This is a genomic window from Streptomyces tailanensis, assembly GCF_008386495.1.
Classification (GTDB): domain Bacteria; phylum Actinomycetota; class Actinomycetes; order Streptomycetales; family Streptomycetaceae; genus Streptomyces; species Streptomyces tailanensis.
This window is the reverse complement of the sequence record NZ_VTHJ01000109.1, coordinates 1-17200: the sequence shown is the minus strand read 5'-3', so window position 1 is coordinate 17200 and position 17200 is coordinate 1. Positions and strand designations below refer to the sequence as shown.

At 70.6% G+C, this 17200-nt stretch carries 17 protein-coding genes and 3 pseudogenes; 3 read left to right on the top strand and 17 right to left on the bottom strand.

Annotated elements, in window-relative coordinates; translation table 11 throughout:
• Positions 1-41: 41 nt before the first annotated feature.
• From F3T56_RS43720 to F3T56_RS43670, 11 genes and pseudogenes are all read right to left on the bottom strand, one after another.
• Complete coding sequence (locus F3T56_RS43720; protein WP_149831029.1) at positions 42-1697, bottom strand: hypothetical protein; 1656 nt, start codon at positions 1695-1697, stop codon at positions 42-44.
• 270 nt (positions 1698-1967) lie between these two features.
• Positions 1968-2828: a MerR family transcriptional regulator gene (locus F3T56_RS43715; RefSeq protein ID WP_246204744.1), complete on the bottom strand. Its 861-nt coding sequence runs from the start codon at positions 2826-2828 to the stop codon at positions 1968-1970.
• Positions 2829-2922: 94 nt separating this feature from the next.
• The gene (locus F3T56_RS43710) at positions 2923-3429 is read right to left on the bottom strand and encodes a glutathione peroxidase (protein WP_149831028.1); all 507 of its coding nucleotides are present in this window, start codon (positions 3427-3429) and stop codon (positions 2923-2925) included.
• A 44-nt stretch (positions 3430-3473) separates the two neighbouring features.
• A pseudogene (locus tag F3T56_RS43705) lies at positions 3474-3839 on the bottom strand (ArsR/SmtB family transcription factor); the annotation flags it as partial.
• A gap of 275 nt (positions 3840-4114) precedes the next feature.
• A complete protein-coding gene (locus tag F3T56_RS43695; RefSeq protein ID WP_149831027.1) occupies positions 4115-4309 on the bottom strand; it encodes a hypothetical protein in 195 nt (64 codons plus the stop codon).
• Positions 4310-4342: 33 nt separating this feature from the next.
• On the bottom strand, positions 4343-4534 hold the full coding sequence (locus F3T56_RS43690) for a hypothetical protein (RefSeq protein WP_149831026.1): 192 nt from the start codon (positions 4532-4534) through the stop codon (positions 4343-4345).
• Positions 4535-4745: 211 nt separating this feature from the next.
• Complete coding sequence (locus tag F3T56_RS43685) at positions 4746-4898, bottom strand: hypothetical protein (RefSeq protein WP_246204739.1); 153 nt, start codon at positions 4896-4898, stop codon at positions 4746-4748.
• Positions 4899-4963: 65 nt separating this feature from the next.
• Positions 4964-5641 (bottom strand): recombinase family protein, encoded by a 678-nt coding sequence (locus tag F3T56_RS43680; RefSeq protein WP_246204737.1) that lies wholly within the window; start codon positions 5639-5641, stop codon positions 4964-4966.
• A gap of 89 nt (positions 5642-5730) precedes the next feature.
• A pseudogene (locus F3T56_RS50410) lies at positions 5731-5793 on the bottom strand (zinc finger domain-containing protein); the annotation flags it as partial.
• Positions 5794-6133: 340 nt separating this feature from the next.
• Positions 6134-7558 (bottom strand): carboxylesterase/lipase family protein, encoded by a 1425-nt coding sequence (locus F3T56_RS43675; RefSeq protein ID WP_149831025.1) that lies wholly within the window; start codon positions 7556-7558, stop codon positions 6134-6136.
• Between the two features lie 94 nt (positions 7559-7652).
• Complete coding sequence (locus F3T56_RS43670; RefSeq protein WP_172639454.1) at positions 7653-8261, bottom strand: TetR/AcrR family transcriptional regulator; 609 nt, start codon at positions 8259-8261, stop codon at positions 7653-7655.
• A 112-nt stretch (positions 8262-8373) separates the two neighbouring features.
• Here F3T56_RS43670 and F3T56_RS43665 point away from each other — a divergent pair, with 112 nt between their 5' ends.
• Complete coding sequence (locus tag F3T56_RS43665) at positions 8374-8799, top strand: nuclear transport factor 2 family protein (protein ID WP_149831023.1); 426 nt, start codon at positions 8374-8376, stop codon at positions 8797-8799.
• A 283-nt stretch (positions 8800-9082) separates the two neighbouring features.
• On the opposite strand, the pseudogene F3T56_RS50405 reads toward F3T56_RS43665, so the two are convergent.
• Positions 9083-9151 (bottom strand): annotated as a pseudogene (locus F3T56_RS50405) (NUDIX domain-containing protein); the annotation flags it as partial.
• On the opposite strand from F3T56_RS50405, the gene F3T56_RS43655 reads away from it, so the two are divergent.
• Positions 9123-9659, top strand: a complete 537-nt coding sequence (locus F3T56_RS43655) for a hypothetical protein (protein WP_149831031.1) — start codon at positions 9123-9125, stop codon at positions 9657-9659. The pseudogene F3T56_RS50405 and the gene F3T56_RS43655 overlap by 29 nt on opposite strands.
• On the opposite strand, the gene F3T56_RS43650 is transcribed toward F3T56_RS43655, so the two are convergent.
• From F3T56_RS43650 to F3T56_RS43635, 4 genes are all read right to left on the bottom strand, one after another.
• Positions 9586-10407, bottom strand: coding sequence for an IS5 family transposase (locus tag F3T56_RS43650; protein WP_246204745.1), 822 nt, complete (start codon positions 10405-10407; stop codon positions 9586-9588). The two genes, F3T56_RS43655 and F3T56_RS43650, sit on opposite strands and share 74 nt — an antisense overlap.
• Positions 10408-10747: 340 nt before the next feature.
• Entirely contained in the window at positions 10748-12766 is a 2019-nt protein-coding gene (locus F3T56_RS43645; protein WP_149831022.1) for an ABC transporter permease, read from the bottom strand.
• 28 nt (positions 12767-12794) lie between these two features.
• Positions 12795-13478, bottom strand: coding sequence for an ABC transporter ATP-binding protein (locus F3T56_RS43640; protein WP_149831021.1), 684 nt, complete (start codon positions 13476-13478; stop codon positions 12795-12797).
• A 32-nt stretch (positions 13479-13510) separates the two neighbouring features.
• The gene (locus F3T56_RS43635; RefSeq protein ID WP_149831020.1) at positions 13511-13858 is read right to left on the bottom strand and encodes a DUF4333 domain-containing protein; all 348 of its coding nucleotides are present in this window, start codon (positions 13856-13858) and stop codon (positions 13511-13513) included.
• 153 nt (positions 13859-14011) lie between these two features.
• Here F3T56_RS43635 and F3T56_RS43630 point away from each other — a divergent pair, with 153 nt between their 5' ends.
• Positions 14012-15265 carry a sensor histidine kinase gene (locus F3T56_RS43630; protein ID WP_149831019.1) on the top strand — a complete coding sequence of 418 codons (1254 nt, stop codon included), beginning with the start codon at positions 14012-14014 and terminating at the stop codon, positions 15263-15265.
• Between the two features lie 783 nt (positions 15266-16048).
• Here the strand turns inward: F3T56_RS43630 and F3T56_RS43620 are convergent.
• Complete coding sequence (locus F3T56_RS43620) at positions 16049-16831, bottom strand: IS5 family transposase (RefSeq protein ID WP_149831018.1); 783 nt, start codon at positions 16829-16831, stop codon at positions 16049-16051.
• Between the last annotated feature and the right edge of the window lie 369 nt (positions 16832-17200).

Sequence of the window (17200 nt, the reverse complement as noted above, 5' to 3'; positions counted from 1 at the left end):
TTCTTCCAGAACCCGCCCCCTCTCCCTCTCTCAGATTCCCTCTACGGCTCCTCTTCCTCCTCCTCGCACTCCAACGCCGTACTCCGCGACGGCCCCCCGTACTGCGAACTGATCCGTACGTCCCCCGCCTCATGGACCGTGAGACGGGTGAACTCCGTCAGCTCCCCGTCCGACTCGCGGTCGGCGGTGAGGCAGCCGTTGTCGGCCCAGAGCCAGGGGGAGTAGGCGACGCGGACGATGACCTCGCCGGGCCTCGGCATGTGGACGACGAGGTTGGCGCCGTCGGCGGAGACGACGGAGGCGGGCGCGTCGACCAGCGGGGTCGCGTTCTTCACCCGGTAGATCTTCCAGTTGGCGTCCTGCCAGACACGCTCCAGATACTCCGGTTCGCTGGTCACCAGGGCGTGTTCGAGCTCGGCGGGCCCGTCCGGTTCGCCGTTGACGAGGACGACGAAGCCGACCGCCCACTGCGAGAGCCAGGCCTTGTACTTGGCCGGGGTGAAGGCGCCCTTGGGGACTTCGGTGCCGCCGTGGCCCTCGTAGAAGAGGCGGCCGCGTTCGACGTCGGCCTGGCGGTTCCAGCCGCGCGCCATGTTGATGTACGGGGCGAGGATGGCGGCCTCCCGGTGGTCGCGGGCCGGTACCACCTCGACGCGGGTCTTCCAGGCGCCGAGTCGCTTCAATTCCTGCACCACACCGTCGGTCTTCACCGCCCACTCGGGGACCTTGGTGTTGGTGACGATGTCGGCGGTCGTCTTGCCGGTCAGCCAGGTCAGGGAGAGGACCAGGGCCACCACGACGGCCACCTGCCGCCGCCCGGGCGTGAACCAGGACAGGGGGAGCCGGGAGTCCGCCGCGCGCGCCTCGCCCCGGTACAGGGCGATGGCGAGGGCCGCGGCCGGGCCCGCCAGCTCCAGGAGCCGTTCGACGTTCGTGCCGATCGGGGTCGGAATCAGGTAACACAGCACCACGCCGAGCGCGTAGATCGCGGCGCCGAGGCGGAGCACCCGCCAGGCGCTCGGCGCGACCAGCACCACCACCGCGCAGATCACGACCGGCGGCCATATCCGGCTGAACGCCATGGGCTGCTCGCCCTCGAAGGGGAACAGCAGCGTGGTGACGGCGACGACGGCCACCGGCGGCACGAGCAGCGCCGCCGCCCGCCCCCACTCGCGGCACAGCAGATACGCGGCGCCGACCACGAGGAGGAAAAGCCCGGAGACGGGGCTCCCCATCGTGGACAGCGTCGCGCACACCGCCGCCACGGCCAGCTGCCGCCCGCCGCGCCCGCTCACCACAGCCAGCAGCGCCCCCAGGGAGAAGGCCGTGCCCAGCATGAACGTCGAGCGCCCCGACACCACCTGGCACCACAGCGAGAACGTCACCGCCAGCGCGATCCACACCGGTCTGCGCACGCCTGTTCGGGTGACGACCTCGCCGGCGAGCCAGGAGGCCGAGAGCCCCGACAGGAGGGTGACGGGTACGACGCCGAGCGCCGCCATCAGGTACGGCGAGAGCACGCTGTAGTTCGCCGCGTGGAGTCCGCCGTACCAGAACAGGTTGACCGCGGAGTCCGGGTACATCTTCGCGAACTCCGCCCACGCCACCTGGGCCGCCAGATCGCCGCCGCCGGTCGCGAAGACCGCCCACCACACGACGTACAGCGGAAGGGCGCACAGAGCGGCCGTGAGGGGCACTCGGTGGCGCTCCCGCCACGGCTCACGCGTCGGCGACGGCTTGTCGGCGCGCGAGACGGGGCGTTGTGGGGTCAGCTCGGCAAAGGCCACTGCGGCTCTTCCGTTCCGTTTCGGCTCGTGCGGGCGGGTGGGTGCTGGTCCTGCCTGGAGTTGGTCTTTTGTTGAGGTAGACGCTAATCACCCGCTGACAGTTGGCTGACAGGATGTGCGCGTTCGGTTACGGCCGTAGGGAAATCCCTTACCCCTACGGCCGTAGCCGCGCAGCCAAGGTCAGGAGGCGACCGGGAACGCCACGTCGCACACAGGGTCCTCGGGACCGGCCGCGTCCCAGTCGGCGAAGTAGATCTCACGGCAGGGGCCGGTGATCCTCAGACCCCGCTCGGCGATCCACCGCTCGACCGCCTCGAAGGCGGCGAGGATCTGCGGATGGGCCACCTGCGCCTTGGTGATCCGGGTGTACGCGAGCCGCCCAGCGGGCTCCACGCGCACCTTCGTACTCCAGGCCGACCCCTGCTCGGCCGCCCACACCTCGGCGGCAGCCCGGTCGGCCACCGGCACACACGACTCGGCCGGGCCGTCGCTCTCCATCGACACCTCGGAGTGGTACACCACGAACGGCGCCCCGGTGACCCCGCCGCAGGCCCTGGCGCCCTCCTCCAGCCGCCCCAGCGACGCCCCGATCCACGCGGGCAACTCGTCCGCCATCGTGTGCCGCGACTGGGTGAGCACGATCTGCGCGGCCGTGTCGACTGTTGCGACCGTGAACTTGCCGTATACCTCGTTCATCCCGGGTTCCCTTCCGGAGAGTCGTCCACGGAGGTAGGCGGCGAGGGTCCGCTGGGACGCGAACCGTTCCTCGGCCTCGGCCCAGTACACGGTGAGCCGCTCGGCGGCCTGCTCACCCTGTAGCTCGACCATCTCGGCGATCCGCGCGAGAGGCATGTCGAGCTGGCGCAGCAGGGCCACGAGGCGGGCGCGTTCGACCTGGTCGGCGCGGTAGTACCGGTAGCCGTTCACCTCGTCGACGTACGCCGGGGTGAGCAGGCCCAGCCGGTCGTACAGCCGCAGTGCCTTCGCCGACAGCCGTGCGCGGGCGGCGAAGGTGCCGATGGTGAGCAGATCGTCGTGCACTGGGTCATCCTCCGTCGCCGGGCGCCCTCCGCCCGGCGAGAGGGACGGTGGCCCTTGCCCCTGGGGCAAGGTCAACGGCGACCTCTGCGGCGCGTCAGCCGAGGGCCTTCTCCACGGCGGCGACCAGTTCCGCCGACTCGGGCTCGGTCTGCGGGGAGAAGCGGGCGACGACCGAACCGTCGCGGCCGACCAGGAACTTCTCGAAGTTCCAGCGGATGTCCCCGGTGTGCCCCTCGGCGTCCGCGTGGCCGACCAGCCCCTGGTACAGGGCGTGCCGCCCCTCCCCGTTGACCTCGATCTTCTCGGTCATCGGGAAGGTCACGCCGTACGTCGCCGAGCAGAACTCCGCGATCTCCTCGGCCGACCCCGGCTCCTGCCCGAGGAACTGGTTGCACGGCACCCCGAGCACGGTGAAGCCGCGCTCGGCGTAGCGGGCCTGGAGCGCTTCGAGGCCCGTGTACTGCGGGGTGAGACCGCACTTGGAGGCCACGTTCACGACGAGCACGGCCTTCCCGGCGTACTGCGAGAGCTCCGCGGAACCGCCCTTCAGGGCGCCTATCTCGACGTCGAGGACGGAGGTACCGGCGTTGTCAGTAGTCATGAGCGGATGCTATCTCCGGTAGCTCACGCCCCCTCCGCACGGGTTCACGCCCCTCTGGGGCCCTCTTTCGGAAGGGCCGGTGCCACGGCCGTCACCAGCACCTCCCCCGCCGCCGTCCGCGCGTACAGTACCGACCGCGCGGCCCGCCTCCCTCGGACCAGCCCGGCGTTCAGCAGCACCTTCAGGTGGCGGCCGACGGCGCCGAGGGTCTGCCCCGTGACGGCGTACGACTTGGTCGTGCTCATGGGGGCGTTGAGGAGGGCGAGGACCCGAGCACGGGTACACGACGGCGTACCGCTCTCCCTCCTCCCACGCCCCCCACCCGGCGCGCTGCGGGGTGACCGGCACGAGACCAGCTGGGCGCCCAAGATCTCGCGCGGAGGGTACTCGTGCAGGTTCACCTGGAGCCGGATAGGGTCTCGGCGCAAAAGCGCCGGGGCCTTCGTGATCGGGCTGAGGTCTGCGCACTGGTGGCTGGCCTCATGAGCCACGCTCCCCGCTCGTCTGTCAGCGAAGCTGTCCTGTACGGCGGTGGCGCGTTCGCTGGCTGCTTGATCCTCTGCCTGGCGGTGCTGTCGGCCATTGGTCTTCTGTGACCATGCGAAGGCCCCGGAGGCTGACGATGCTGTTGCAGCATCGCTGACCTCCGGGGCCTTCGCGCGATCGTCACGGTGTCAGGATTCCTTCAGTGATCAGCCGCGCCGCCGTCCATCTGCCAGAGATCGCGGTAGAGGGCCACGACCATCCTGCACTTGTCGATCAGATCGAGAGCCTCCTCGGGCGGCACGGTCTCGCAGTAGTCACGGATGTCACCGAGGATCTTCGCCAACGCGGGGTCGATCTCCTCTGTGAACGCGAGTCCTTTGTCTTCACTGGCCATGCTGATCACTTCTTCGCACAGAGGGCGCGGCGCTCAGTCCCGGAGATAGGGCCGGTGCCAATGGCGTTCACTGAGGACTTTGGTCCACTCGGCGGCGAGCCGCTCCCGCCTGTCGTCAGGAAGCTCGCCCAAGGTGGGGCGCAGTCCCTCGATGATCTTTGCGACCTCCTGCGGGTCGCGTCGGACGGGCAGACCGAGGTGGTGGGCGATCGTGCGGAGGGTCATGGCGGGTCATCTCAATCCAAGTATTTCCCGGACTGCGCTCCCCACCCACCTGCGTTCATGCAGGTCGAGCACAGCGCTCACATGTCCATACTGCGCGAGTATGCCGAGGACTGGCAGGACAGCTGCGGATCGCCCTCAACCACGCGAACAACTGGCGCCTGGTACAGCTGACCACCCGCGTCGGCCTCTGGTTCCAAGGGGCACCCGCCCGTCACGGCCAAGTGCGCTCGATACGGTCGTGTCGTACGGCATACGCCGCCGGGCCGCCCTTCTCGACGGCCCGGCGGATGGCGTCACGGCGTGCGACGAGCCGCTCGACCATCTCGGCGCTGCGAAGCTGCTGGTTGTCCAGGTAGAACAGCACCGCCTCACGCTCCAGAACGGCCCCGGAGTCCTAGCTCAGACACCTGCCGCAAAGTAACGGGGTAATCACGTGCTCGCCGTCACGGCTGCTTGCTCGTCGTGTTCACGCAGCATCCGCATGACGGTCGCGGGCGATGGATGCTGGCCCTTCTTCGCGCCGACGGTGATGACGAGGCGCATGGCGATGTCGCGCAGGCTCATCTCCTGGTCACGCAGATGAAGGGCCATGGACAGCATGGACTCGTCGGTGACGCCCGCGCCTCCGATGGTCTTGCCGCGCTTGCGGGCGGACTCGTGGCCTTCGAGGGTGCGGTCGCGGATGTACTCGCGCTCCATCCCGGACATGGCCGCCAACACGGTGAACACGATGCCGGACGGGTCGTGTGAGCCCTTCAGCTCTCCGGTGAGGAACTCCAGGCCGACATCGCTCGCCTTCAGCTCCTCGGCGAGCATGGCGAGTTCGATGCCGCGGCCGAGCCGCTTGTGCTCGTGAACGACGAGCGTGACGGCGACGCCGGAGGAGCGGATCTCCCCAGCGAGCTTCACGGCGGCCTCCAGCTCGGGCCGCTTCGTGGCACGGGTGGAGATCTTCTCCGAGAAGATGCGGGTCACCCCGGCCTCGGCGAGAGAGTCGAGCTGTGCGTCGAGGGACTGCCGGGCGGTCGAGGCACGGGCATAGCCGAGGCGGACGTGCCCGACGGGTTCGGCGCCGGCGCTGGCGGGGGCCGGGGCAGCTCGGTCCACACCGACCCCGGCTTGCGTACGGCCGGGGTCGGCACGCTGAGCGTCTTGACGAGTTGGGGCACGAGGCGGAAGCGTGCGGTGTGGTACTGGATGGTCACCTTGCCCTTGCCGGTCCGGCACGGGGAGCCCGCTGGGGCGGCACAGGTGGACATCGGGCAGGCGTGCGATTCCACGTGCTTGAAGTCGTCGTTCACGCCCCAGGCCGTTTCATGAGGGTGTTTCAGACGTCCAGCCGTTTGCAACAACTCATGAAACTTGATCGTCTCAGGTGGGTCGCCGGGCGGCCGGGTGTTTCACGAGCGACCGGCTATGAAACAGCTCGTTTCGCCGATCTACGAGGCGCGCCGCGTCCGCCGTTTGCCCGGGCTCCTGTCGCTTGCCCGGCACAGAGTGATCGCCGCTGCCTTCTGGCATGTCTCACCTCATTACTCCTGGTCGTTCCCAGCGCCCTGTCATGCCTCGGCGAATCGGAGGCGCAAGCGGCACGAACGGCTACCTGGATGCGATGTGCTCCCAGGTACGCCGGGAGTCTTCCAGCGGGTAGGGGGCGTCGGTGGGGAGTGTGTCCCAGATACGGGTAGTGGGGCTGGGGTGTTCGGGCACGAAGCGCGGCCAGCCGGGGTCGCCGATGGCGGCGAAGGACGTCCAGGCCGTTCGGATGCGCTCCGACAGACCGGCGAAGTCGGCGGGCGGCGGGGAGCCGAGGAACCGGGCGGCCGGGCGGTTCGTAGCGTTGCCGAAGACGAACGGGACGTCGATGCCGTGGGCGGCGCCCAGGGTGGGGCCGCGCCAGGTGAAGTCGTAGAGCCAGGTCCGTCCGCCCGCGCGGGCATGGGCCTCGGCGACCCAGGTGGTGGGCATGCGGACGAGCGCGTCGGACAGCATCACTGTGAACAGGTCGGCGTCACTGACGCCGGGATGGCTCTGCCGGTAGGCGGCGGCCGACTCCTTTTCCAGCCCGACCGCTTCGGCGACGATCGCCAGGTCGACTCCGGACGGGGGCTGCGGTCCCTGGCCCCGGTATTCCTCGTGGGTGAACCCGCAGACCAGGTCCACGTCCCGGCCTGCGCCGGTCCGGAGCGTCGTCCAGGGCGGTCCGGTCACGAGGTCGCCGTCGATGACGGGGGCGAACGCGGTGAACCCCTGTCTGTCGCGCAGCGGCGCGTCCTGGACGGCAAGGATCGTCTCGGGCGGCAGTGCGGCGAACGCGTCCCAGGTCGGCGCGATGCCGAGGGCTGCCGCGATCGTCGCGGTGACGGACTCGGCCTCGGTGCCGGTGCGGATCCCGGAGGGGATGCTCTGGGTGATCGCGCGACGGAACAGGCCGCGCGCGGCGGGCGCGGCCATGAGCAGGGCGGTGGAGGCGGCACCGGCGGACTGGCCGAAGACGGTCACGTTGGCGGGGTCGCCGCCGAACGCGGCGATGTTGTCCCGGACCCATTCCAGGGCGGCGATCTGATCACGCAGCCCGCGGTTGTCCGCGACCCCGGGCAGGTGCCCGAAGCCCTCGAAACCGACACGGTAGTTGAAGGTGACCACCACGGTCCCGGAGTCGGCCAGGGTGGAGGCGTCGTACTGCGGCATGTTGGAGGAGCCGTGCTTCCACAGGCCGCCGTAGATCCACACCATGACCGGCAGGCCCGCCGCGCCGATGTCCGGGCTCCATACGTTCAGCGTCAGGCAGTCCAGCCCGGCATCGGGCCGCCACGCTGGCGGAGCGGTGGGTGCCGGTGCAAGTTGCGGCGGGGCCGCGCCGAACCCGACGCAGTCGCGGACCCCGTCCCACGGCGCGGCCGGTGCCGGGGGCCGCAAGCGCAGCATCCCCTCAGGGGCTGCTGCGTAGGGCACTCCCTTGAACGCCGCGATGCCACCAGTACCGAGCCCGCGGACCCGGCCCGTCGTCGTCCTCGCAATCATCTCGACCACCTGGCGGGGACGGTCGGGTCACACTGGGTCGCCATGGTGGGCTCCTGGGGTGTCGGGTACGGGCGCGGGCAGTGCAGGGACTTCATCACGGGGCGTTGCCTTCTGTAGGCGGCTGGCGCAGGGGTGCGATTCCCGCGTGCACCAGGCGGAGGAACAACGCCTTCCGCTGCTGCCGCAACTGCGGGTCCGCGCTCGTCTTCTTCAGCCCGTCCGCGACCGCGAGGAGGAGAAGCACGATGTCCTCGGCGGTCGCGTCGGAGGTCGAGAACTGCACTTCTCCCGCTGCCGCGGCGGTATGCAGCGCGGAGGCGAGCCGGACGACCAGAGCCGCATGGGCCTCGCTGACGATGTCCCCGGCGACGTCGAGGCTCGCATCGAGGACTTCCCCGCCGTGCACGCTCGACGAGATCTGCGCCAGGAGTCCTCCGAAGTAGGCGGCCATCGCGGCATCGACTCGGGACAGCACGTCGCCCTGCTGGGTGAGAGCTGTTTCCACCTCGCCGAGCGCCCGGGAGTGCGCCCGGCGGGACCCTGCCCGGAAGAGATCTTCCTTGCTGGGGAAATACAGGTACAGAGCAGCCCGGGACATCCCGGCGGCACGGGCCACGTCCTGCATGGTGGTCTTGCCGTAGCCGTACTGACAGAAGGCGGTCAGTGCGGCATCGAGGATGTGTTCCGTTCGGTCGTCTGCCATGCTGCAATCCTGACGCAATGGACTCCCAGCGTCAATGAGTCCAATTTGGCTGGTCATCTCGGGTTTCCACACCCGGCGCCTGGCCTCTCGACCCATCAGGAGTGAAACCCCCATGACGCAGACAGCAGCCGTCCCGGCCGGTGGTGCGATCGCCGAGCAGATCCGCGACGTCGAGCGGGCCAGGCTCCGAGCGCTCGTCGCAGGCGACATCCGTGCCGCTTCCGAGCTGCACGCACCCGACTTCCAGCTCGTCACCCCCGTCGGCCACGTGCTGTCCAAAGACGCATACCTCCAGGCGATCGCAACCGGAGACATCGACTACGTGGAATGGGAACCCGGCCCCATCGACGTCCGCATCCACGGGAACGCCGCCGTCATCCGCTACCAGGCCACGCTGGAGGTGATCTTCAAGCACCGCCGGGTACCCCGCGCGAGCTACTGGCACACCGACACCTATGAGAACGCAGACGGCCAGTGGCAAGCAGTCTGGTCCCAGGCAACCGCAATCGAGCAGATGACGGAGCGCCCCCGCCTGTAGCGGACCGCCGGACCTGAGAGCGCCGTAGCTCCCCGGGGCGTGGGCGCGTCCGCGGACGCTTGCCGCACGCTCTGCTCACCTCGGTTCCGGCCCAGGCGGGCCGCCGGCCGGTCCCGCCACAGCTCATCGCGTCTGCGTACTTGATCGCTCGGCGGCGTCCGCCGGTGCGCGGGGGCGGGGCACGGCGGCCGCCGGCCCCAGGTCAAGGCGCTTGCTCATGTCCAGGCGGAAGGTGCCGTACGGATTGACGTTGGACCAGAACAGCGCGGTCAGTCCGCGCCGGTCCTGGTCGCTCGTACAACTCGCGTACGGCGGTTTCGGTGATGGGTTCGCCGGGTTCGCTCTTGCCGACGGTGGTGGAGGAGCTCCAGGCGGAGGCGGACCGGATCCTGGCCGAACTCGCCGCGGCCGAGGCGGTGTTGGAACGCCGGGTGATCGCTCGGGCGGAGCTGGCCGAGGCCCTGGCCGCCCCTGGTGTTGCGGCAGAGGCGGCCGTGGAGGAGGTGACGGAGCCGGTGCCGGCGGCCATGGCGGCGAAGGTCCCGGTCGCCGGGTCGATCGTGCCGCACTTCAGGGAGGGGATGACGGTGGAGGCGCTCGCGCCGGACTACCGGCGGATCGTCGATGTGCTGGAGTCCGGTCCGGGGAGTGGTGAGGGGGTGTCGGCGAAACAGATCGCGGCCGGGCTGGGGCTGGAGCTGGTGCCGGCGAAGATCGAGGGGGTGCGGTCCAAGGCGAGGCGTCTGGCCGGACGGGGCTGGCTGACGCTGTCGCCATCGGGACGGTTCACGCCGCGGCAGCCCACCGCGACTGCTCCGGCCGCAGCCGGGAAGCCGGACGAGCCAGGCGGCGGCTCATGAGCATGGCCGCCGAGAAGTAGATGAACGCCTCGCTGCTGGCGGGCAGCGTCTCGAAGTCCCGCACCAGGTGCCGCGAGCGCATCAGCCACCCCAGGCTCCGTTCCACCACCCAGCGTCTCGGCAGCACCACGAACCCCTTCACGTCATCGCTGCGCTTCACGATCTCGAGAGTGAGGTGGAGCTTCTCCTTCGCCCAGGTGACCAGGCGGCCGGTGTAGCCGCCGTCGGCCCACACCAGGGTGATCTTGCGGAACCGTGTCCGCAGGCGGGGCAGCATGATGCGGGCGGCCTGGCGGTCGGTGACGTCGGCGGCACACACCAGCACCATCAGCAGCAGGCCGAGACAGTCCGTGATGACGTGCCGGCGCCTGCCGTTGATCTTCTTGCCGCCGTCGTAACCGCGTGAGGCCGCGGGCACCGAAGCGGCGCCCTTGACCGACTGTGAGTCGATGACCGCCGCGGTCGGTTCCGCCTCGCGCCCCTCGGCCTCACGAGCCCGGCCGCGCAGCCGGTCGTGGAACTCCTTGACCAGGCCGTGCTCCCGCCACCGGCGGAAGAAGGCATACACCCGGTCCCAGGCGGGGAAGTCGGCAGGCATCGAGCGCCACTTGATGCCGTTGTCGGTGACGTAGAAGATCGCATCCAGCATCACGCGGTGGCAGTAGCCCTCCGGCCGGCCACTCCGGCCCTCCAGACAGGCCGGCACCGGGAGGGCGTCCCGCACCACCGCCCACTCCGCGTTCGTCATGTCCGACGGATACACCGGCACCCTCTCCGGCTGGTCGGCCGCGTTCCCGAACCGGTGAGCGAGGCAATCGCACACCGACGACACCGAGTTGAACTCCGGGGACGACACCGCATAGAACTGCATCAACGGGGCCTTCCTGGCAGACGAGTTGGCTTCAGCAACCCTCGTGCTGCACCGGAGGCCCTGCCTTCATGCGCTCACCCCGCCAAGATCACCCGACCAGGCACCCCAATCGAACAGAACCGTCCTCACGATCGATAGAGACACGGCTTATATCCGAACACGGGCAGTGGTGTCGGGTCGGCTGCACCTTGGGAGGTGTAGCCGACCCGAGGGTTTGTCAGTTGGCGGTCTGGGTCGGTTCGGCTGTCACTTTGCGTAGGAGCGGCTTGCTGGCGCTGATCGCGGTGAGCATGGCCAGGGTGCCGATGGTGACGCAGGCGGCGAGTTGGAGGGCGCCGGAGGTGTTCATTGTGCTGTCGGCCGCTTTGTTGAGCTGGTAGGCGCCGTAGACGCCCATGGTGGTGGTGCCGCCGGCCAGGACGGCCAGGGGGAGGGCTGTCTCGCGGACCCGGGCCCGGTCCAGCACCTTCAGCGGGGTACCGGTCAGGCGCAGCAGGTTGTAGACGCGGCGCCGGTCGAGGACGTTGGCGGCGGCGGTCAGGCCGGCGGAGGCGGCCGCGATGAGGAAGCTCATGGCCAAGGTGGCGGTGCTGACCATGCCGAGGCGGTCGGTGACCACGTTGTCCATGGCATTGGGGTAGTCCTGGGTGTACGGCAGCCTGCCCGCTGTGAGGGGGGTCAGCGCGGTGACGGCGGTGTCGATCTGGTCCTGGCCGCCGGTGACGCGGGCGATCAGGCCCGGGCTGCCGTGCAGCGGGTTGTGGAAGTCGTCCTCGGAGGGGACGGTGACGGTGGCGGTGACGCCCGCTTCGCGTAGGAGTGTGCGGGCTTCGGCGGCGGCGCGCTGGGCGGCCGCGGAGTCTCCGGTCACCACGGCGACCTGGCCTGGCTGGTCGGGGAAGCCGAAGGAGAGCTGGCTGACGGAGAAGAACCCGGCGACGAAGCCGGCCAGCACCAGGCCGCTGACGGTGCGCCAGGCGCCGCTGGGGTCGTCGCTGAGCCGGCGGGCGGCCAGCAGGGTCGCCGGGCGGCGGGCGAAGCGGCCCGCGATCCGGCCGAGCCGGTCCACGACCCAGGGACCGAACAGCCAGAACGCGCCGTAGAACAGCGCCAGCAGGGCGACCAGTTGCCGGGTGCCGAGCTGGCTGCCCTGCGTGGAGAACGTGACGTAGCCCAGCACCGCCACGAACAGCACGAGCCGGATCATGCGGGTGCGGCGCGGGTTGGCCTGCTGGGCGACGCCCAGCGGGGAGGTGGCGACCCGGTGCAGCATCGTCACGGCGCTGACGGTGATGAGCGCGGTGACCGCCAGCACCACGGCGGCGAGCCAGGGCAGGCCCACCCACAGCTGCCAGGTGTACCAGGCGCCGATGCCGTAGGGGATCTCGGCGAGGGCGGGCAGCAGCGCGCCGTAGGCGAGGGCGCCCGTCAGCGCGCCGGCGGCGCCCACGGCCGCCGCCTCGGCGGCGGTCATCGCGATGATCTGCCGTGGGGTCGCCCCGGCCAGCCGCAGCGCGGCGAGCCGCAGCTCGCGCCGGGCCGCGCCCAGCCGCCCGGCCGCGGAGCCCAGCACGATCACGGGCATCACCAGCAGCACGACGCCCAGCACCGCCATCTGCTGGTCGAGGCCGGTGAACAGGCTCGGCTTGGGGGAGGAGAAGGTGGCGATGGTGGCGCGCTCGGTCTGCCCCTCGTCGTAGAAGTTGCCGCCCTCGGCCGCCGTCGAGACGGCGGGGTCGGTGGGGACCCGTCCCACGACGGCGACCAGTTCGTCGGGGGAGGCGAGGCCGGCCACGCCGATCGTGCCGTACGAGCCCCTGGCGGGCCCGGGGAGGCGGTCGGCCAACTGGTCCGCGGGCAGCTCGCGGACCAGCTCTACCAGCGCGGGCGAGAGGTACACCTCACCCTGCTCCGGGAAGGCGCTCAGGCCGGGCGGGGCGGGCGTGGCCTCACGGCCGGGCAGCTGCGCCAGCGACACCACGGTGACCGGCTCGTGACGGACGTACGTCGTGGTCAGCGCCTGGATCGCGGTTGCTGCCTTGGCGGGTACGGCGTGCGGGGTGCGCCACGCGGTGCGGTCGGCGCGGTCGCCGGAGCCGAGGCTCGCGGCGATCATCAACAGCAGCACGAACGTGCTGACGGCGGCGACCACGGCGGCCAGCAGCTGGCTCTGCAGGCCGCGACGGCCGGAGGACCTGGCCAGATGCCAGGTCAGGGACAGGACGGGGGAAGACATGGACGGCTCCGGGGCGTGGGCTGTGAGGTCAGGCGACCGTGTACTGGTCGTGGCTGTGGATCCGGCCGTCGCGGACCTGGAGGATCCGGCCGCAGTGCGCGGCGACGTCGGCGTCGTGGGTGACCATCACCAGCGCCGCGCCGGAATCCCGGGTCACGAAGGTCAGCAACTGGATGACCTCCGTGCTGGTGGCCTGGTCCAGCGCCCCGGTGGGCTCATCGGCGAAGACCACGTCCGGCTCGACGGCCAGCGCGCGGGCGATCGCCACCCGCTGGGCCTGCCCACCGGACAGCTGCCCGGGGCGGCGCTGCTCCAGCCCCTCCAGGCCCAGCGGGCTGAACCAGCGCCGCGCCCGCTTGACCGCCTCCTTGCGCGGGACGCCCTCCAGCATCAGCGGCAGGGCGACGTTCTCCTCGGCGGGCAGCTCCGGCAGCAGCTGGCCGAACTGGAAGACGAACCCGAACCGCTTGCGGCGCAGCGCGCTGAGCCGGTTCTCGCCGAGCTGGTCGATGCGCTCGCCGCGCAGCAGCACCTGGCCGCCGTCGGGGCGGATGATCCCGGCCAGGGTGTGCAGCAGGGTCGACTTGCCGGACCCGGACGGGCCCATGATGGCCAGCGAGTCGCGGGCGCCGACCTCCACGTCCACGCCGGCCAGCGCGGTGGTGGAGCCGTACTTCTTGATCAGGCCGTGCCCGGCCAGAACGGTGCTCATGATCGTGTGCGTTTCCTTCTCGCCTCTCGAGCTCAGCGCTCGAACTTCCAGGTGATGGACTTGTCGCCGGCCTTGACCACGCTCACCGGGATCTTGATCTGCTTGCCGTCCGCCTTCGCGGTGCAGGTCACCTTCGTCCCGGCCACCGCCTTCAGGTCCGGGCAGCGCACGTCGGACACCTCGCTGCCGACCCAGGGCAGCGGGTGGTACTTGTTCTGGGTGCGGAGGCCGACGATGCCGCCAGACAGCGCCTTGTGACCGTCCACCGTCACGGCGGTGTCGCTGGCCAGCCTGGTGTTGGACTCGGTGCCGCTCATCGCGTAGGTCCCGGCGCCCAGGACGGCCGCCGCGATTCCGGTGATGATCAGGGGCTTGCGCATGAGGTGTCTCCTTGGGTCGGGGTGGTTGATCTGCCTCGACTCTCGCCGCCGGAGGGCACCGCGCGCCTCGGCCGAACGGCCATCGTTTTGCGGCCCGGACGCCGCCAGGGTCGGCCGATCGGCCGACCCGCCGCTGCCGGCCCCCTCCGTAGGGTGGTCGGCGTGAACCTTGTGCACGCGATCGACGACCCCACCGCACCGCGCACCCGCCGCCAGGGCTGCCTGCGAGACGTCGGCATCACCGTCCTGGTCATGCTGGCCATGATGGACCTGCTGATCGCGGCCTCTGGCGGCGGCTTCGGCTGGGCGGAGCTTTCGGCACCGGCATCCGGCCTGGCGGCCGTGCTCTGGCCCGCCGGCAGACGGCCCGCCTGGCTCACCCCACAGCTGCGCACAGCCGTGCCCGCGGGTATCTCCGCGGCGCTGACGGCCGTCGTCCTGCTGACCGGTCGGCCGACGGGATTCGGGCCCGGCGAGGCGGCGGTCCTGCTGTGCCTGCTGCTGGTCGCGGTGCGCGCCTGCCCACCGGCCTGGGTCGGCGTGTGCGCCGCACTGAACGGCGCGGCGGCCATCGCCCTGCCGCTGCGCCTGTACGAGGGCACCGCCCGGGAGGACAGCCTCGACACCCTCGACACCGTGGTCGTGGCCATGGCGGTACTCGTGCTGCTGGTCGCCGTCATCGCCGGGCTCGGCGGCTACCTGCGCACCCTGGACCACCGCCGCCGCGTCGCGGTCACCGAGACCCGCCGGGCCGAACGCCTCGCCATGGCCGCCGACCTGCACGACTTCGTGGCCCACCACGTCACCGGAATCCTGGTGCAGACGCAGATGGCGCGGATGATGGCCACCTCCGCACCCGAGCGTCTGGACCCGGTGCTGGCGGGCATCGAAGGCGCCGCCACCCAGGCGCTCGCCTCGATGCGGCGCACGGTCGGCATCCTGCGCGACCACGACGACCAGGCCGACATCGTCGGCCAGCGCCCGCCCGGTGACCTGGCCGCTCTCACCGACCTGGTCGACGGATTCGACGGAGTCGGCAATGCCGACGGGCACCGGGCCGTGCTGCACCGCGACCCCTCCGTGCCGGACAGCCTGCCACACGAGGTGCAGGCCGCCGCCCACCGCGTCGTCCAGGAAGCCCTCACCAACGTACGCCGCCACGCCGCCGACGCCACCGCGGTCACCGTCGCCCTGGCCTACGACAACGGCACCCTCCACGTGACCGTACGCGACAACGGCCGCGGTGGCGCCCGTCTCCCCGAGGCGGCCCGGGGCGGCGGCTTCGGCCTCGTCGGCCTGACCGAACGCGTCACCGCCCTCGGCGGCGAACTGCACACCGCCCCCCGCCCGGACGGCGGCTGGGAGGTCCTGGCCCTGCTCCCGGCCGCCCACGTCGGCACCAGATGAACCTCCGGGCCGCGTCGCAGGCCCTGCCCGGGCTGGACGAGCACCAGGTCCGCCTCTGGCACTCGTGGAAACGCTGGGTCACTGTCGTCGGTCACTGGATCTGAGCAGGAGTCGGTTTCCTGACCTGCGGTCTCGACGACAAGGGCGTGATCCCCTCGATAAGCCGACGTCTGGATGCCAAGTAGGGCCCTCGCTGTGCTGAGAAGCTGTTGTCTCTCCGAGAATGACGGCTGCGTTTCCGCTGGTCAGGCATAGGGGTGGTGTTTCGGCGGCAGGGACGAGGTGTCGTGTCGTCTCTTCGGTGGAGGTGCCGGGGTGCCGTCGGTAATGGGGTTGCTGGAGGAGCGCGAACGCGCCGCTCGGCAGCGAGTGGAGGCCCTTCAGGCCGAGCTGCGAGAGGCGGAGGCCGTGTGGGAGCGGTTCGTGATCGCCCGTGAAACGGTGGGCGAGGTTCTGGCGGAGTCTCGCAGAGGCAAGGAAGTACCGCCAGTCGTGATGGCCGACGGGCGGCCGGTGAAGGTCACGGCGGCGGTGCCCGGTTCGGTGGTGCCGCACTGGCAGGAAGGGCTCGGCCTGACGGTTCTGGCGCCGGACTACCAGCAGATCATGGACGTCCTGGCCGATCGGAACGGGGCGCGTGAGAAGGCGATGGACTGCCGGCAGCTTGCGGAGGCAGTCGGGCTGGAGCCGGTCCCGGCGAAGGTGGAAGGGGTGCGTTCGAAGGCGAAGCGCCTGGCCGCGCGGGGCTGGCTGGCTGGCTGGCAGAGGAACGCCCGGGGCTGTTCAGCGTGCCCGCCGGACGAGCCGACGGCTCATGAGCATGCTCATCGACCACCGGATCACCGCCTCCGAGCTGTCGGTGCGTGTCTCGTAGTCGCGGGCCAGACGGCGCGAGTGCATCAGCCAGGCGAACGTGCGCTCCACCAGCCACCTCTTCGGCAGCACGGTGAAGCCGCTGGTGTCGTCGCTGCGTTTGACCACCGTCAGCGCGACGCGCAGGACACCACGGGCGAAGTCGACCAGGCGCCCGGTATAGCCGCCGTCGGCCCACACCCGCGTGACGCGCCAGTGCCGATCGCGCAGCCGGGCCAGCAGTGTCTGCCCCGCGTCCCGGTCGGTGACCGAAGCCGCGGTCACCGTCACAACCAGCACCAGCCCCAGGGTGTCCACCACGATGTGCCGCTTACGGCCGTTGACCTTCTTTCCGCCGTCGAAGCCCCTGGTCGCGGCCGGCACCGATGCGGCTCCCCTCACCGACTGCGCGTCGATGACGCCAGCCGTCGGCTCCGGATCCCGGCCCGCGGCCTCGCGGACCCGGTCGCGCAGCCGGTCGTGGAACTCGGCGGCCAGGCCGTTGTCCCGCCAGCGCCGGAAGAAGGCGTAGACACGGTCCCACGCAGGGAAGTCCGCAGGCATCGCCCGCCAGGTGATGCCGCCCGCGACCAGGTAGCGCACCGCGTCGACCATTTGCCGGTGGCAGTAGCCCTCCGGTTGCCCGCCGCGGCCCTCCAGGCAGCCGGGGACCGGCATCGCGTCGCGCACGACCGCCCACTCCGCCTCGCTCATGTCGGACGGATATCTCGGCCGTCTGTACGGCCGATCACCGGCGTTCCCGAACCGGTGAGCGAGGCAATCACACGTCAGGGAAGCCGAGTTGGACGACAACGACGCCGACACGGAAGACTGCAGCACCAGGGGCCCTCCTGCTGCTCGGTTGGATTCGACACCCACGAGCTGTGCGGGAGGCCCCGCTTTCATGCTCAGCCAGCCAGAAGATCACCCGACCGAGTCGACGACCTCGAACTCACGCTCACCAAGATCGATAGAGCAACGGCCTCTGAGCTTGGCGTTTAACGTCGCAGGTCATCCGACCTGCTGATCTGCGGTTCTTTCCAGGACAGCGGAGGCGGCCGTTCTCCACGCTTCGAGATGTCG

What these genes read in the sequence shown, in the direction of transcription:
- F3T56_RS43620 (WP_149831018.1), bottom strand. Translation starts at nt 16,831, where the DNA reads ATGAGCGAGGCGGAGTGGGCGGTCGTGCGCGACGCGATGCCGGTCCCC.
- F3T56_RS43665 (WP_149831023.1), top strand. Translation starts at nt 8,374, where the DNA reads ATGACGCAGACAGCAGCCGTCCCGGCCGGTGGTGCGATCGCCGAGCAG.
- F3T56_RS43655 (WP_149831031.1), top strand. Translation starts at nt 9,123, where the DNA reads ATGGGTTCGCCGGGTTCGCTCTTGCCGACGGTGGTGGAGGAGCTCCAG.
- F3T56_RS43635 (WP_149831020.1), bottom strand. Translation starts at nt 13,858, where the DNA reads ATGCGCAAGCCCCTGATCATCACCGGAATCGCGGCGGCCGTCCTGGGC.
- F3T56_RS43710 (WP_149831028.1), bottom strand. Translation starts at nt 3,429, where the DNA reads ATGACTACTGACAACGCCGGTACCTCCGTCCTCGACGTCGAGATAGGC.
- F3T56_RS43690 (WP_149831026.1), bottom strand. Translation starts at nt 4,534, where the DNA reads ATGACCCTCCGCACGATCGCCCACCACCTCGGTCTGCCCGTCCGACGC.
- F3T56_RS43650 (WP_246204745.1), bottom strand. Translation starts at nt 10,407, where the DNA reads ATGACGAACGCGGAGTGGGCGGTGGTGCGGGACGCCCTCCCGGTGCCG.
- F3T56_RS43670 (WP_172639454.1), bottom strand. Translation starts at nt 8,261, where the DNA reads ATGGCAGACGACCGAACGGAACACATCCTCGATGCCGCACTGACCGCC.
- F3T56_RS43645 (WP_149831022.1), bottom strand. Translation starts at nt 12,766, where the DNA reads ATGTCTTCCCCCGTCCTGTCCCTGACCTGGCATCTGGCCAGGTCCTCC.
- F3T56_RS43640 (WP_149831021.1), bottom strand. Translation starts at nt 13,478, where the DNA reads ATGAGCACCGTTCTGGCCGGGCACGGCCTGATCAAGAAGTACGGCTCC.
- F3T56_RS43675 (WP_149831025.1), bottom strand. Translation starts at nt 7,558, where the DNA reads ATGATTGCGAGGACGACGACGGGCCGGGTCCGCGGGCTCGGTACTGGT.
- F3T56_RS43695 (WP_149831027.1), bottom strand. Translation starts at nt 4,309, where the DNA reads ATGGCCAGTGAAGACAAAGGACTCGCGTTCACAGAGGAGATCGACCCC.